We start from the raw sequence: 15,436 nt of genomic DNA on the forward strand, positions 1-15,436 counted from the left end.
TATTTTTTTGAGATTTAAGGTTAAGTCTTATTTGGATGGCTAGTATTCAAATTGTAGAAGATTGTCTGATTTAATTTAAATTAATAATTATTTCAACTATAAGAGTTACCACTCTATTAAGATAATGAGTACTAAACAAGCTATATAAATTAGTTTTCATGAGTGGAAAATCACTCAATACGAATATTTTCTGGTAGGATTGACGACTTTAGTAGGTCTGAGTAATTGGTATCTGCCTTAGTATTTCTAAAAGTGATCGCTCCAAAACTTCGCTGACAACTTTATTACCTTGCAAATTGAGGTGAATGTGATCGTGATACAAATCTTGCGGGTTGTTCGTTGAATTGAATATCGGTAAAAAGTCTACATAGTTAATTTGCTGGGCTTTAGTAAAATCGCTCAAGCGTTGGCGGGCTTTAATTTCGTAATCGCGGGGGCCTGGTTCAGCAATTTCTCGCAGTAAGGGAGTCATAACTAGTAAAAATTGGCTGTTGCTTTGGCGAGTCAGGGCTTGAATTTTGCCGATCGCTTCCAAATTAATCCCGACGCGATCGCCTGCTTCATTTTGCACCGCTTTCATTTCAGGAATTGGCTTCTGCTTGACGATATAACGTTGCCACACTTCCGCTAATGCTAGGGGAGGTTTACTATCGGGATAGTTGCGATCGCGTCCTACCGGTAAAGAAGTGGGAGGAGTAGCAAACAAATCATCGGTATTAATTAATAACACTACTGCTTGCGCGTTGAAATTGCTAAATTTCTCTAAATAAGCTAACTCGTTCCTTGGCCCCCAAGAGTTAGCTGAAGCATTCAGTACTTCCACTTTCTGATAATTACGATGAGTGGATGATGCTAAAGAACGCATAATGATCGCCGATATTGTATTAGTCTGATCTGTCCACCAACCACCATTCGCAATAGAATCCCCTAACAGTAAAACTCGCAACGTAGAAGGTGCGGGTGTTTTATTGATCGCACTACCTCGCATAGAATACTCATTAATTTCAATGCGATTACCAAAACGACGGGTACGCTGGTTAGGAGCCAATAAATAGCCAATCTGCTCATCACCAATGTAAATTAGGGGATTACCAAAGCCAAAGAGCGATCGCAGTCCGATCTCGACTATCATAAATAATCCCAGAACTACCGCCAAAATTACGATCAGCGCCACTTTCACCTACCCACACCCTTTAATACTGTGTTGCTTCTCAACGATACTAACTGACGCATTCGGCATTGGAAAGAGGTATAGGGGCAAGGTGTAGAAGGAAAAACTTTCTTTGTTCCCCTGATTTAATCCACTCTTCTAGCACCTGAATTAAGGTGATTAATATGTATTGGAATCTGTTTATAAGCTTTAAAAACAGCAATTACATGGCTATTAACTGTTTACCTAATATGTCTACTTTTGTGTAAGAGTATAGCAGTGTTTTCTAGTGATATAATTTTATATTACCAGTATTACTATGACTACAATTTTTATCATTTTATCAATTAATTAATTTTGCAAATTTTTTTTCGGGGGTAAGGTAGGATGATCAAAATAGCCACACGTAAATATTTAGGTAAACAAAATGTCTATGACATTGGAGTTGAGCGTGACCATAATTTTGCACTCAAAAATGGCTTTATAGCTTCTAATTGTTTCAATAAATCCCATTCGACCGCCTATGCTTATGTAACTTATCAAACAGCATATTTAAAAGCTAATTATCCATTGGAATATATGGCAGCCCTGTTAACGGCTAACAGTGGCGATACCGATAAGGTACAGAGATATATTACTAACTGTACAAACATGGGTATTTCCATAGATCCGCCAGATATTAATCGTTCTGGTGTTGATTTTACGCCGACATTGGGGAAGATTCTGTTTGGCTTTTCAGCGGTGCGTAATGTGGGACAGAATGCGATCGCCTGTATTTTAGAAGCGAGAAATGAGACAGGAGAGTTTAAATCTCTCGCTGATTTTTGCGATCGCGTGGATTTACGTGCTGTTAACCGTCGGACTCTAGAATCGCTGATTTACTGTGGAGCCTTTGACAAAATTGAATCCAACCGCCAACAGTTAATTAATGACTCAGAATTAGTGTATGATTGGGCACAATCTCGCGCCAAAGACAGAGCTAGTGGACAAGGAAATCTCTTTGACTTATTAGGCGATGGATTTTCTTCTACTCAGAATAAAAGAGCAAATAATGCCTTTGAAACTGCTCCTAAATCTAAACCTGTGACAGATTTGCCCCCACAGAAAAAGTTGCAGATGGAGAAAGAATTATTAGGTTTTTATGTATCAGACCATCCACTGAAATCTTTACGGCAAATAGCACCACTTTTAACTCCAATTAACCTTTCGCAATTGGGAGAGCAAAGGGAAGACACAAGGCTTTGTGCAGTTGTGATGTTAAATAACGTCAAAAAAGTGGTGACAAAGAAAGGCGATCAGATGGCCATTTTGCAAATAGAAGACCTAACCACACAATCAGAAGCTGTAGTTTTTCCTAAAACTTATGAACGCATTAGTTCCTTACTTCAAGTTGATACAAGATTGATTATTTGGGGGAAAGTAGACCGACGCGACGAGCAAACTCAATTTATTGTTGAAGATGCAGAGCCAGTGGAAACAGTACAAATGGTAATGGTAGAGTTAAATCCCCAGCAAGCAGGTGATATGGAAAAACTACATCTCTTGAAAACAATTTTGCAAGAGCATTCAGTAGACAAAGAAAAGGCAAAAATGCCAGTTATTGGAATTATCCAAACTGAAAAGTCTCGGAAACTTGTTCGCTTGGGTTGGCAGTTTTCCGTACAAGATTCAAGAATAACCGTCCAAGCTTTGCAAAATGCTAGTTTTCCTGCTCATATCAAATCGCTCACTGGTAGCTAATACCAGAAGTGAAAAATCTACTAATACTCAAAAGCATCTGAAAAATTAGTTTTATGAACTGTCAACAGTAAATTACCTTAAGTATTCAGGGTTAAAAGCGTTTTTTTAGTTACTTATGCGGATGATAATTTCCTTGAGGGAGTGGTATCTTTTTATGCTAATACCCTTAAGGCTGCGACCGGGGGAAGGAGTTAAAACTTGATGAGCGTAAATGAGCTACATAAATTTGTTTCATACTGTAAAAGGATTCAACCCCAAACTCACGAGGACATTCAAAAGTTTTTTGAAGGAGTGATCTTATTTCCTTATGATAAGGAACTTCTACTGCAAGCTTATTTATTTTTGAATATTAAAGAGTTGTTTCCCTCGTGCGCTGAATTGCTGTTATTTGAAAAATCTCCAATTTCAGATTATACAGATTTAGGAAAGTGTGATTTTGTCTACCTAACTTTTAAAGGTAGCCTGTATTTAATTGAAACTAAGTTTATTGATACGGAAGCAACAGGAGCTACAGAAAGAAAAAGAAGAAATAAACACAGAAATAAGGTATTTGAGCAAGTTATTACTTTAAAAGGCCGATTTAGTGAATATTGGAATATGAGGATAGAACAATTAGAGTGTGGGGTTTTCACAACAGATCCAGAAGTTGCTTGGCGAGGAAATGGTGTGAACGTCACATCTAAATCAATATCTATAGATCAGCTCGAAAAATGGCGAAGAAGTTATCACACTAGTGAAAGATTTTTATCTCATCAAGATGCGCCAAAATTTGAGGGAAAGGTTAATTTGAAAAGTTAAGCCTTGACTGAAGAGGCAAGATGTAAAGCAAGAATCCCATAGGATTTTAGCCGTGGAAATTTCAAATCGCCTAAGCTAAGTAGTCAGATAGAATTAATTCCCCAATGTCATTGCAAAGAGAAGCGAAGGCTCACAATGACTATAAATATTTCTGTCCGACTACTTATCGATTAAATTTGCCAGATAGTTAAGAGCAATTTCACCTTTGTCAAATCATCAGCAACCATAGCCCGGAAAACGTGTCAGATTACTTGAATAAGTACCAAAAGTCTGACAGGAAGATACTAATGAGAATTTGGGCTGCTACTGCTGTGCTAGCTTCCTCTTGGCTAATATCTGGGGTTATATGTTCTGAGCCAATCAACGCTACTTCTGTTGTGGTAGAAAATGCCATAGCATCCCCTGCGCCAACAAATACAAAACAGATTACTGTTAGCAAAGCTGAGTTTGGGCTGAAGAGAGTTGACTCCAAAGGTAACGTTACCATTTTCCAGACAACAAGAGTGCCACTTCAGCAGGGAAACGCCTACGGGTGGCGGATTAAACTCAAAGACTACCAAGGTGAAGTAAAATGGCGCGAAGTATTGTGTTTACCAAAACCTCCAGAAACTTGGGGTACAGATAGCGGTGAAGACTTCTCAATGTCACCAGACGGGATGACATCTGTGACACGGCGCACACAGTCGGCTCCAGAGGGTGTAATTGAGAATTTTTGGACAATTACTCCTGGCGATCCGGTTGGTAAGCATAGGATAGAAGTCTATATTGATGACCGTTTGATAAGTACTTTCGAGTTTGAAACTATCCCAGTTAAGTAAATGTAAGCTTTTCCACATTTAACTTGCATAAGTGGGGCGCTCATGTTGACCATCCCACAGAGTTTGATTTAATTCGATTATGTGAATTAAGTGTTTTTCAGCTAAAAAGAAGAGGCTTGCTCTGAGAGGATGTTTTAAAAATCCTCTTATCGGTATCAAAAGTTCTAGATCCCTCTAAATCCCCCTTAAAAAGCAATACAGTTCAGTTAAGCATTTCTTTCTTCTCTTTGCGTCCTACCCTGCGGGAAGCCACTTCTCTACGAGACGCTCCGCGAACGTGTCTATGCGTCCTTGGCGGTAGCCTGCGGCAAGCCGCTCCGCGTCTACGTTAAAAAAATTGACTTTGACAAAGAGCTTTAGCCTTAACTGAACCGTATTGCCTTAAAAAGAGGGACTTTGATTCCCGTTCTACCCTAACTCTAGGGCTGAAGCGCTGACTACAAACCTTTAAACCAATAATTGATATTTCTCTTGAGCTAGGTTGTAAAGAGGTCGCCAAACTAAACGATTGGTCAACACTACTAACAGAGACATGATCGCTGTCGAAGCTAATAATAGTGAGAAATTGCCTGTCGCGGTAGCGTGAGAAATCGTTGCCCCTAACCCAGAAGTACTAATTACTCGCCCTTGAAATGTAACGTACTCACTGACGATACTGGCATTCCAAGCGCCACCAACGGCGCTAATAATTCCTGTAATTAGGTAGGGGAAGATTGCAGGTAAAATTAAGGTTCGCCAACGTTGCAAACGTGAGAGTTTATACACCGAAGCTGCTTCGATCAGGTCTGAGGGAATCGACTGTGCCCCAGCAATGACATTAAACAGGATATACCACATTGTCCCTAGCATCATCAGAGCGATCGCACCAATCTGCAAACCGCCAGCGATGCGGGTTAAACCTAGCAGCAGCACCGGAAATAAGGCTGTTGCTGGCACAGAAGCGGCGATTTGTACCAATGGTTGCAATACTTGAGCCAACCGTCGATTGCGACCAATTGCTACTCCCACGGGTACAGTCCACAACAATGATAATATCAAAGCAATTATTACCCGCAACGCCGTTAACATAGCGCCTTTCATCACCTGTTGCCAATCATCCCAGCCTAGAGTCCGTAATAGTAGCACGGCTTCCCAAGTACCCCATAGGACAATTAAGCTGAAGCCACTAACAAATATCCAATTTAAAAAACTCGGCAAGTTGAGGTTGCCTTTGGCATTTATAGGTACTGAACGCACGGGAAACGACCGAATTAAACTGTCGTCTAAGGCTGTTTGTAATGGCTGAAAAACGCGATCGCTAATTGCGCGTAAAGTAGGCGATCGCCTGAAAGTATCCAATATCCACGATTGGGGTGCATTTTCAGTTTCAATCATCTCTAACTTAAATCTCTCTGCCCAAGCAATCAGTGGCCGCCACACAAAAAAATCAGTTGCCACAATGATCGCAATCAGTAACCCCAAGCCCCAAAATATCGCTTTAAAGTCTCCTTTGTTGGCTGCTGTGCCTAAAAAAGAGCCTAATCCTGGTAAACGAAAATCTTTATTCCCTAAAGTAAATGACTCAATGGCAATTAAAAAAAACCAACCTCCAGCCACCGACATTACACTATTCCATACCAAACCAATCACACCAGATGGTAACTCTAGTGTCCAAAAGCGTTGCCAAGGATTAAGCCGATAAACCCTTGATGCTTCTAGTAATTCTCGCGGAATACTTTGAAGAGATTGGTAAAAACTAAAAGTCATATTCCAGGTCATGCCAGTAAAAATTAGCAAAATGGCTGCTAGTTCTACACCAATTCTCTGACCCGGAAACAGGGAAATCAAAGCTAGTACCACACCTGGTAAAAAAGACAATACTGGAATCGATTGCAGAATATCCAACATCGGAATTAAAATCCGTTCTGCCATTCGAGAGCGATAAGCAGTATAAGCATACAAGAGGGTAAAAATTAGGGATAAAAAGTAAGCCAGTCCCATACGAATCAAGGTTTGGGCTGTATATCCTGGCAAAGCATTGATGTTTGTAGAAATTGTGAGTTCAGGTTCAAAAGTACCGGTAAATTTAGAAGCAGTTCTAATAATTGCCACAATGAAAGATAAAATTACCAGAATCAGCAATCCATCTTGCCAAGTCCAATTGCTACGTCCTAGAGTTTTATTAGCAGGAGTAAGAGGTCGAGTCATATAACTAGAGGGTAGGGGCAGATCAGAGGAGAATAACAAATGACTAATGACTAATGACTAATGACTAACAACAACTTGCTCTAAAAATATTTGTCCTGATGGCTCATCGTAGCCGTATATTTCGGCATAACGACCCCAATCTACGACGGTTTTTAATTGTCGTTCGGCTTCTTCTGGGCTAAAGTGACTTTCTAGGATATCTAAAACCAGTTCTTCTGGAATGCGTTGATTATTTTTAGCTTCGAGAAGACGGTAAATTTGCTGTACCAAGCGAATATTAGCTAAGAGTTGCGATCGCATGATTTGTTTGCGTTCATCAATATCACCATTGATAAATTCCTGGCCGACTGGTTTCAAGCTAATATCGCCTTCTGCAAGTTCTACAAAATCCATTAATTTTGCAGCTTCTACAATGGGCAAAATATCATCTACTTCTAATTGCAATTCTTGGGCCAGGCGATATAAGTCTTTTTCTTGACGATCTTCTAAAAGTTCCAAAAGACCGGCAATGGAACCAGTTCGCACAGATGGTAAAGACTGATATTTTGCTGGTGGGCTTGCAGGTTCTACAGAGGTAGTCGTTGGTAGCTCAATTTTTTCTAATTCGGGGTTGGTGATAATTGTATAAACCCGATCTACCAAGGCTTGAAAACTTGGATGTTTGCGATCGCGGTAATGGGGTAAAGTCACAGGTAAGTCAGCCCGAATTCTTCCCGGATTGCGTCCGAGAACAATAATTCGATCCGCCATAATTACCGCTTCTTCAATCCCGTGGGTGACAATGAGAATAGCTTGGGTGGGTATGCGACGTTCTAACCATAAATCTAATAATTCAAACCGCAAGTTTTCTGCCGTTAGCACATCTAATGCCGAAAATGGCTCATCCATACATAATAGTTCTGGTTCTACGGCCAAAGCCCTAGCAAATCCAACTCGCTGACGCATTCCCCCAGAAAGTTCTTTGGGATAGGCATTTTCAAACCCATCCAAACCAATAATATCAATCATTCGTAGCGCCTTTTGCCGTCGAGAATCTGGCGCTTCTCCTTTTGCTTTTAAACCTAGTTCCACATTCTCTAGTACAGTTAACCAAGGATAAAGGGCAAAACTTTGAAAAACAATTGCTACCCCAGGATTTAAACCAATTAAGGGACGGTTATGATATACGACTTCACCTTGACTAGGAGGAATTAACCCAGCAACTATCCGCATTAAAGTAGATTTCCCTGAACCGGAAGGCCCTAGCAGTGCAACGATCTCCCCTGGACGTAACTCAAGATTGATATTTTCTAGGATGACAATCTGTTGACCGTTGGGCTGCTGATAAGATTTGCTGACATTTTTTAGGACGATCAGCTGTTCGGTTGCTGTTTTAAATACCATAACTCTTTCTGTAAGAAAATAATTAAATATAATCTCATGTTGAGGTTATTTTACAGTTAAAGCAGACTAAAAATATTTGATTCTGACATTTGAACTGTACTCTAGCCTAACGAATCGTTTGCATAGTCATGAAATTAGCTACAAGATGGCTAAATGACCCGCTAATCCTAACAGGAGTCAGAAATCATAATTTCGAAAGTATTTAATATGATTGCTATATTGATTTTATGAAATTTTATCTTGATTGTTTGATGATCTTGGCTCAGAATTTATTACGATAAATCTATTAATTGCAGCAATATAATAATTGCATACCCAAATATTAAAAGGAAGAAATTACTATAACTGGTTCTATAAAACTCATATTTGATTTCTGAAAACATTCAGTACAACTGAAAGAAGCTTCTTGCTTATTGCCTCTTACCTCCTACGCAAATAATTATGGCTACGCTCCCGTGAGGGATACAGAAATAAAAGCGGATTGCCATATTAGATATGTGCATTTGAGTAAATTGGATGAATTGCAGATATTAAATAAACAACCTCTATTATGGCGGTTACAATAGAAGCACCTTATATATTAGAGATATAAATCTGATGCTTGTTGGGTGGCGATCGTGAATATAGAAGAATTAAAAAGGCGTTTTGCCGCAGGGGAAAGATATTTTCCAGCCGTCAACTTGAGTAGGAACAGGCTGATTGGAGTCTATTTGCCTGGAATAAATCTATGGGGATCTGACTTGAGTGGAGCTAACCTAGCTAAAGCTAAACTCTGGGGAGCAGATTTGAGTAGAGCTAACTTAGCTAAAGCGAATTTGACTAGAGCTAATTTGAGCGGTGTCAAACTGAATGAAGCCAATCTCCGGGGAGCCAAACTTAACTATGCCAAGTTATATGGAGCGAATCTGACTGGCGCTTACTACGATGAAAGCACTCGGTTTTCTAGAGGTTTTGACCCCATTAGTAGAAATATGCGGAAGGTGTGAGTTCCACCAACCTCTCCCTGCTTTGAACTTTCGTTCAAGTCTGTCCCTCTCTGAGTTGGCTACGGTGTACATACAAGTCTTTAAAAGCTTTTGATCTCCCCCACTCCCTTAAAAAAAAGGGGGCAAGAATCTCTCAAAGTCCTCCAATTTATCGGAGGATTTAGGAGGATCTACAACATTTTGGTTTTGTAGAGAGATGTGTGTACACCGTAGCTCCGAGCCGGAGAGGGACAGTTTTGTAAAGCAATTAGCATCTGAATGCTTAAAAACCGCAGAGACGCTGAGAACGCAGAGGGAAAGGAAAGAGGAATAATTCCGATACAAAAGGATTTGATATTACTAGATGAGCAGTGGAAATGATGTTATTTCAAATAAGTGATGTTGATATATGTTGATGTGAGCCATCTGACATAGATGAGATCAACATTTGTTCAAAGACTTTGGAAAGAGCAGTTTGAAAACGCTGACGATGCTTGAGTTTGAAAAAAGGTCGAACTATTTCTGCGTAGGTGTAGCCCGCACTTCGGCTGCGCTCACTGGCCCCCGTAGGCATCGCACCGTTACCGTCTCTATTATCAATGACTCGAATTGCTCGTAGAGTTCCCAGTTGTATTTCTTTTTTTACCATCAACTCAGAAATTCCGATCGCACCAACACCATCTTCGATCGCTGCTTTTGTCATCTCTCCGCTGTTGAATACTAAAATTACATCCAGTTCACTGAGATTGATTTCCCAATTTTGTAAGGCTTCCTCAAACCTTTGCTGGGTTCCAGAACCTGGTTCGCGCATCACCCAAGGGGTTTTAGTCAATTGGCTTAAGTCAATTTCTCCCCACTCAAACCAAGGGTGTTTTTGACCTACTACTATTTGTAAGCGATCGCTGCCCACTATTTCATACTCTAGAGTATTCTGGAGTGCTGGCTTCACATCTCCTTCTACCAAACCTAAATCAAACTGTCCTGTGGCTGTTCCTAGACAAATCTCTTCTGTATTGGCAAGGCTACAGTTAATCTGAATACCGGGATACCGGCTCTTAAACTCACTAATCTTACTTGGTAGCCAGTAGTTACCAATTGTCAGACTTGATCCTAATTTCAATTCACCCCGTTGCAGATTGTTCAATTCTCGCAATCCCCGTTCAGTCAAGGAAACTTGATCGAGAATTTTCTGCGCTTCCACTTGCAGTAATTTACCTGCCTCAGCAATCTCAATATGGCGACCAATCCGATGGAACAGTTTCACACCATATTCTTGCTCTAAATTGTGGATCGCTGCACTGACGGCAGGTTGTGTAATATAAAGCTCTTCTGCTGCGCGAGTAAAGTGTAAGTGCTGTGCCACAGCCAGAAAGATTTTTAGCTGCTCAAGGGTCATTCCTGCCATTTATGGTATCCCTACAACTTGGTGTCAAAAATTTAATCACTTTCATTTATCATTTTGACAAACAAAAGCATTTGATTCTATCGTTTAGTTTCACTAAAGTATAAATCAAAGCTTTTTACTTAGTCATTTGCCATTAGTCATTTGTCGTTTGTAAATGGCCAATGATTAATGCCCAATTGCCAAGCATCAAAATAAGGACTTCCAAAAATGAGCGGTTTAGTAACTGCAATTACCACAGGGATCACGGCATTCACTGCCACCAACATCGATGATATTGTGATTCTGACGTTGCTTTTTTCACAAATAAATAAAACGTTCCGCAGTCGTCACATCCTTGCTGGTCAGTATCTCGGCTTTGCTGCATTGATAGTTGCTAGCCTTCCTGGGTTTTTCGGTGGACTAATTATACCGCAGGACTGGATTAGACTACTTGGTTTAATGCCAATAATCATTGGTGTGAGTGGTTTACTAAAACGCGAAGAGGATTCACCAGAGGAAGGTGCAGAAGAAACCGAGCCATCTTGTCCCTCTATAGTTAGGAGTTTTTTCTCTCCCCAAACTTGCAACGTCGCTGCGATCGCCTTTGCCAATGGTAGTGATAATATCAGCGTCTACGTGCCTCTGTTTGCCAATTCGGAATTAGATAGTCTGCTAATTATACTCAGTGTATTCTTTTCGCTAGTGGGCGTATGGTGTTATACCGCTTATAAGTTGACCTACTTGCCTGCGATCGCAAATTTTTTAACTGAAAATGGCAACACTTTTGTACCTTGTATCTTGATTGGTTTGGGCGTGTTTATTGTCACAGAAAACGTAACCTGGACTCTTTTATCTGTAGTTTCTAGTTATATATTCTCATTAATCTTAGGTTTCAATACTCAATCTTCGAGTGAAGAACAAGAAAAGTTAAGTATCTAGAAAGATGTGCATCATGAATTTTCTTACCAAAATGAAATTAAAACTACAAAATATCTTCCCCATCAACAGGAATCAAAACATGAAAGTCTGGAAATCTCTGCTAATTGTCTTAATGATTTTCGCCAATCTAGCCTTCGCTCAACCTTCTTTTGCTGATAGACCAAAGTTTAGCAAAAACCCTGATTATATCGAAGTCACTAAAGCTCTTAACGAACTGTCTCAAACAAAAGATGCCCAAACTCAAGTTGAAGGTCTGACACCAGAAGAAATTCAAAAGAGAACCGAGGAATTAACATTGCAAAAATATGCTTTAGAGACGGGAATTAACTGGGGTAAATGCGAAAACCAAACAGGTAATACCATAGCAGTATACGGTAAAAGACCAAATGATGAAGACAATGAAGATGCCATATACGACAATGGTTTGTATTTTCTAGCTAATGGTCAGTCCACTAAAGATAACTGGGATTGTGATGGCATCTATCTACCGAATGATATCAAGGTAGCAAACTTTACTTCTAGTCCGAATGGGCAAGGTGAAGAATTGACAGGGCCTGCGGCTTTGAAGATCCTTGATGGAACTCAGTTGGTGATTAAGAGTAATCCAGATACTGGTGCGATTGAATTAAATGTTCCGACTGTGAAAGTTCTTAACAGCAATAAAGCTAACTGGTTTATCCCAGATATATCGCAGGCTATCATAGATACACGAGTTCCTAATGCACCTATTAAGAAGTCTTGAAATCTAACTGTATAGTCTACTTTTGAATGATTGTTCTCAACTTCAACAGAGTAACAGCCAAAATTAGAGAAAAAACCTGACTTACACTGGTGAAAAATCTCTCTAATTATTGGCTGTTTTTTATGACATCTTATTACTTATAACTGCTCTGTACCATCAATTACAAATTCTGAATTATTCAGTCAGGCTTGTTTTATTTCTATATCTGCATTAAAATATATTTTGAAAAAATATGTACAATCACAATAGGCATATTTCAGTAGCGCAACTATTGTGCTGGGTGCAAGTCATCTGGAAAGAGATTTCCTACTACCTCCGCATTTTTTTGAGAAGAGCCGCTTTGGGGATAAGGGTGTTATTGATGCAGTTAAAATTGAAATCTACAGAAGAAGATAAAGATCAAAAAAAGCCAGGACGACTCAATCCTTCTCGAATCCGAGATCACTTGGCAAATGAGCGTACCTACCTGGCTTGGATGCGGACAGGGATTGCTCTTTTAGGTTTTGGGGTGGTAATTGTGCGTTTGCGTGCCTTCCAAGTGCCTTTGATGCCGCGTCCTGGCAACGGCTGGAAGTTAGGTTTAGTCTTTTCGTTGGTGGGTTTGATTACGGTGTGGCTCTCAACTAGTCACTATTTCGCTGTCCGTCGTGATATCGAAGAAGATACTTATGAACCGACAGACAGATGGGTGTTGCTTTTCAGTCTCGCTGTGATGATTCTCGGAACTGGGGTAATCTATTTTGTTTTTACAACTTCTTTAGATCCATCAAGTCCACTTATCCCGGAATGATGACTAAGTAGATAGGCAGAATTAACGCCTAGCTACTTATTTTCAAAACCGCACTTTGTACATTTGGAATAATTCCCCTGGTTTTTGTGTGACTATTTTAGCGCCAGCAGCCTTAATAGCTTTTTCCCACTCAGCTACAGGCTCTAAAAACACCTCAGCCCCCAAATAAGTTTCTAAAACTGCCCAATCTTCTGCTAAAGGCTGTTCTGGGTTGAGGATGTCGAATACAAAATGTCCGCCTGGTTTTAAGACTCGCTTAACTTCTGCTAGTACTGCATTCCAATATTCCAGTGGAAAATAACAGCTAAATCCTGTGGCGATCGCTAGGTCAAACTGCTCTGGTGAATAGTTTAACTGATGAGCTGCTCCCAACTCAACACCTTTGAACAGCTTAGAATTCAACTGCGGCCCACGAGAGTTAAGGGTATCGCGTGCCACATTACTAATTTCTTGCCCATGAAAAAATGCTTGCCAATCCCGCCAAGGATAGATTAAAAAGCTGATACCACAGCCAATATCTAAACAGTGCTGGTTTTTTTGAGGTTGAGCAATTTCCCAAAAAGGGGAAGCAATTCTCCCTGAAAAACTACCTCCAATCCACTCACGGAATATCGGCATCGCCTGGACTTCGGTTGGAAGTTCAAAGGTTTCACGTTGATACTCTCGGTTAAAACGATAGGCTATTTGGCCTAATCTTTCGTCCCAGTTGCTTGATTTGGCTGAAGTAAAGAGATTTTGGAACTGCGAATCAGACTTTTTGGACATTAGATTTTTGCTACTCTTTCTAAGAATTGTAGTCAAATTTGTTTTGTGATCGCCTCCGGTGGGCGGGTACGCCATCGCATACCCATCCAATCTCCTGCTGGGGTTTGTCCTAAGTCATTGGTCATTAGTACCAATGAGTAATGACTAATGACCAATGAGTAATGACTAATGACTAATGACTAATGACTAACGAATGCTATTCAACTTTTTCATACCAGATACCTACTTTCTCAAAAGCACCATAAGCAAGCTTGAGAAAATTCACTACTCTCTGTTTTCCAATTACTCCAAATTCTTTATACTCTCTAGCCTCTGCAAAAGTCAGGCGATTTTGGTCAATTATGTTTCTTTCTCTGTATGCTAACTTGGGAAAATCTATAACTTTTATCTGATATTTATTGACTGTGTTCTGAAAGTTGGAGTCTAACTCTAGATGCTCCCAATCATCACACAGCCCCAAATTCCTCACCAGAATATGAGGGATTTTTTCGCCGTAAGTATTCACTGACTGAGTAAACAGGTTGATGCTGTCGTATCCTCCTGTTGATACAAACCATTTACAAAACATCACTCCTTGCGAACTTCCTAGTTCAAGTAATTGATTAGATTCAATCCACCCTTGTACTGCTCTATGCGATTGTGCAGCTAAATTCACAATTACTGGCCTCTCTATGGCCCACTCAAATATTCTATCTGCCTTATTTGCCTGTCGTTCGTTCTCACTAAACACAGCATACTTACATATTTCCTTATATACCCCTGCCACATCTGGATTCGATCTATCTGTCTCCACTGGTACAAATGGGATTCTCTTATCCAGACAATACTGAATCATTGTCCTGGCAAAGAGAGATTTTCCTACCCCGCCTTTTTCACCATCTACAAAATGAATCGTCGGCATTACAGCCACCTCTAATAACTTATTAAAGCCTGATACATCTTTCCCAAAATAAGAACTTTTTGGCCGTTGCCGCCTAGTTGTTTTGGTGGTTTTATGAGAAAGTATAACCGTGATTTGGATATATTCCAACAGTCTCATTTTACACAGGTAAAGTCTGTCTACGCGGACTAAAACAAAACAAGGGGCTTAAGCCTCTTGTTGTAAGTTGATTGAGAACTAAAAACGTAAAATTTACCTTTTCAGACATTCTTTACGACAAGAATTAGGAATTTTTAGAAGAAATTGCCTTGGGATGTTGTTTAAAATAAGCCTGGAGTTACTTGCAGATCAACACTATGGCAGAAATTCAGTTGGCGATCGCGGGAGAAGATGCGATTGCAGCAACAGAGGCGCTTTTGGCAATTCCTGGTATATCTGGTAACTATGCAGTGAGTTCAGATACACCGGAAAGAGAAGGAGTAACCGCAACAGTTGCTACCATCGTTGGTATTGTTGGGGGTGCGATCGCCATTGCTGAACAAATCCGCAAGTGGTATCAAGAGTATAAAGCTAAACAGTCTGGTAAAAGAATTGAAAAGGTGTTGATTGTCGGGCGCAATGGTAGGCGACTCCTTTTAGAGGATGCAACCCTGGAAGAGATTCGCCAAATTTTAGAATCGTAGAGACGCGATTCATCGCGTCTGTTGTTACGGAATTAGGGGTGGTAGACTCAATACTGCACGCTTTGTGCATTTTTAACTCGGAATTGGGTTTTGGGAAAAGGTTAAAGGGTAAAGGTTAAAGGTTTTTTCTTTCCCCTTTCCCCTTCCCCTTTTCCCCAAAATCCGACAAGTATTGGGTGGTAGACTTGGGGTAAATACTGAAGTCTCAAGAT

General features: G+C 40.2%; 14 protein-coding genes. 8 read left to right on the plus strand and 6 right to left on the minus strand.

Going from position 1 to position 15,436, the window contains the following annotated elements; translation table 11 throughout:
• Positions 1-208: 208 nt before the first annotated feature.
• Complete coding sequence (locus G1O98_RS13435; RefSeq protein WP_163929268.1) at positions 209-1,180, minus strand: SGNH/GDSL hydrolase family protein; 972 nt, start codon at positions 1,178-1,180, stop codon at positions 209-211.
• Between the two features lie 357 nt (positions 1,181-1,537).
• On the opposite strand from G1O98_RS13435, the gene G1O98_RS13440 reads away from it, so the two are divergent.
• The 3 genes from G1O98_RS13440 (at position 1,538) to G1O98_RS13450 (ending at position 4,506) form a co-directional block, all read left to right on the plus strand.
• Positions 1,538-2,890, plus strand: coding sequence for an OB-fold nucleic acid binding domain-containing protein (locus tag G1O98_RS13440; RefSeq protein WP_163929269.1), 1,353 nt, complete (start codon positions 1,538-1,540; stop codon positions 2,888-2,890).
• A 201-nt stretch (positions 2,891-3,091) separates the two neighbouring features.
• Positions 3,092-3,688 carry a hypothetical protein gene (locus tag G1O98_RS13445; protein WP_163929270.1) on the plus strand — a complete coding sequence of 199 codons (597 nt, stop codon included), beginning with the start codon at positions 3,092-3,094 and terminating at the stop codon, positions 3,686-3,688.
• Positions 3,689-3,975: 287 nt separating this feature from the next.
• Positions 3,976-4,506 carry a hypothetical protein gene (locus tag G1O98_RS13450; RefSeq protein WP_163929271.1) on the plus strand — a complete coding sequence of 177 codons (531 nt, stop codon included), beginning with the start codon at positions 3,976-3,978 and terminating at the stop codon, positions 4,504-4,506.
• A gap of 447 nt (positions 4,507-4,953) precedes the next feature.
• On the opposite strand, the gene G1O98_RS13455 is transcribed toward G1O98_RS13450, so the two are convergent.
• On the minus strand, positions 4,954-6,693 hold the full coding sequence (locus G1O98_RS13455; protein WP_163929272.1) for an ABC transporter permease subunit: 1,740 nt from the start codon (positions 6,691-6,693) through the stop codon (positions 4,954-4,956).
• A gap of 57 nt (positions 6,694-6,750) precedes the next feature.
• Positions 6,751-8,076 (minus strand): nitrate/sulfonate/bicarbonate ABC transporter ATP-binding protein, encoded by a 1,326-nt coding sequence (locus G1O98_RS13460; protein ID WP_163929273.1) that lies wholly within the window; start codon positions 8,074-8,076, stop codon positions 6,751-6,753.
• A gap of 617 nt (positions 8,077-8,693) precedes the next feature.
• Here G1O98_RS13460 and G1O98_RS13465 point away from each other — a divergent pair.
• Positions 8,694-9,062, plus strand: a complete 369-nt coding sequence (locus tag G1O98_RS13465; protein WP_114085344.1) for a pentapeptide repeat-containing protein — start codon at positions 8,694-8,696, stop codon at positions 9,060-9,062.
• 367 nt (positions 9,063-9,429) lie between these two features.
• Here the strand turns inward: G1O98_RS13465 and G1O98_RS13470 are convergent, their stop codons facing one another.
• On the minus strand, positions 9,430-10,446 hold the full coding sequence (locus tag G1O98_RS13470) for a LysR substrate-binding domain-containing protein (RefSeq protein ID WP_163929274.1): 1,017 nt from the start codon (positions 10,444-10,446) through the stop codon (positions 9,430-9,432).
• A gap of 207 nt (positions 10,447-10,653) precedes the next feature.
• Here G1O98_RS13470 and G1O98_RS13475 point away from each other — a divergent pair, with 207 nt between their 5' ends.
• The 3 genes from G1O98_RS13475 to G1O98_RS13485 all read left to right on the plus strand — a co-directional run bounded on the left by G1O98_RS13475 (position 10,654) and on the right by G1O98_RS13485 (position 12,896).
• Positions 10,654-11,364, plus strand: a complete 711-nt coding sequence (locus G1O98_RS13475; protein ID WP_163929275.1) for a cadmium resistance transporter — start codon at positions 10,654-10,656, stop codon at positions 11,362-11,364.
• 79 nt (positions 11,365-11,443) lie between these two features.
• Complete coding sequence (locus G1O98_RS13480) at positions 11,444-12,106, plus strand: hypothetical protein (protein WP_163929276.1); 663 nt, start codon at positions 11,444-11,446, stop codon at positions 12,104-12,106.
• A gap of 232 nt (positions 12,107-12,338) precedes the next feature.
• The gene (locus tag G1O98_RS13485) at positions 12,339-12,896 is read left to right on the plus strand and encodes a DUF202 domain-containing protein (protein ID WP_322745175.1); all 558 of its coding nucleotides are present in this window, start codon (positions 12,339-12,341) and stop codon (positions 12,894-12,896) included.
• Between the two features lie 42 nt (positions 12,897-12,938).
• Here the strand turns inward: G1O98_RS13485 and G1O98_RS13490 are convergent, their stop codons facing one another.
• The gene (locus G1O98_RS13490) at positions 12,939-13,661 is read right to left on the minus strand and encodes a class I SAM-dependent methyltransferase (protein WP_163929277.1); all 723 of its coding nucleotides are present in this window, start codon (positions 13,659-13,661) and stop codon (positions 12,939-12,941) included.
• A gap of 196 nt (positions 13,662-13,857) precedes the next feature.
• Complete coding sequence (locus tag G1O98_RS13495; protein ID WP_228058012.1) at positions 13,858-14,691, minus strand: mobilization protein; 834 nt, start codon at positions 14,689-14,691, stop codon at positions 13,858-13,860.
• A gap of 206 nt (positions 14,692-14,897) precedes the next feature.
• Here G1O98_RS13495 and G1O98_RS13500 point away from each other — a divergent pair, with 206 nt between their 5' ends.
• Positions 14,898-15,224 (plus strand): hypothetical protein, encoded by a 327-nt coding sequence (locus G1O98_RS13500; protein WP_163929278.1) that lies wholly within the window; start codon positions 14,898-14,900, stop codon positions 15,222-15,224.
• Positions 15,225-15,436: the final 212 nt, after the last annotated feature.

The sequence above is a fragment of the Nostoc sp. UIC 10630 genome (assembly GCF_010747425.1).
Taxonomy (GTDB): domain Bacteria; phylum Cyanobacteriota; class Cyanobacteriia; order Cyanobacteriales; family Nostocaceae; genus Nostoc.

Coding starts and splice junctions, on each gene's coding strand:
- G1O98_RS13450 (WP_163929271.1), top strand. CDS start 3,976: ATGAGAATTTGGGCTGCTACTGCTGTGCTAGCTTCCTCTTGGCTAATA.
- G1O98_RS13455 (WP_163929272.1), bottom strand. CDS start 6,693: ATGACTCGACCTCTTACTCCTGCTAATAAAACTCTAGGACGTAGCAAT.
- G1O98_RS13440 (WP_163929269.1), top strand. CDS start 1,538: ATGATCAAAATAGCCACACGTAAATATTTAGGTAAACAAAATGTCTAT.
- G1O98_RS13470 (WP_163929274.1), bottom strand. CDS start 10,446: ATGGCAGGAATGACCCTTGAGCAGCTAAAAATCTTTCTGGCTGTGGCA.
- G1O98_RS13500 (WP_163929278.1), top strand. CDS start 14,898: ATGGCAGAAATTCAGTTGGCGATCGCGGGAGAAGATGCGATTGCAGCA.
- G1O98_RS13485 (WP_322745175.1), top strand. CDS start 12,339: ATGTACAATCACAATAGGCATATTTCAGTAGCGCAACTATTGTGCTGG.
- G1O98_RS13480 (WP_163929276.1), top strand. CDS start 11,444: ATGAAAGTCTGGAAATCTCTGCTAATTGTCTTAATGATTTTCGCCAAT.
- G1O98_RS13490 (WP_163929277.1), bottom strand. CDS start 13,661: ATGTCCAAAAAGTCTGATTCGCAGTTCCAAAATCTCTTTACTTCAGCC.
- G1O98_RS13475 (WP_163929275.1), top strand. CDS start 10,654: ATGAGCGGTTTAGTAACTGCAATTACCACAGGGATCACGGCATTCACT.
- G1O98_RS13460 (WP_163929273.1), bottom strand. CDS start 8,076: ATGGTATTTAAAACAGCAACCGAACAGCTGATCGTCCTAAAAAATGTC.
- G1O98_RS13445 (WP_163929270.1), top strand. CDS start 3,092: ATGAGCGTAAATGAGCTACATAAATTTGTTTCATACTGTAAAAGGATT.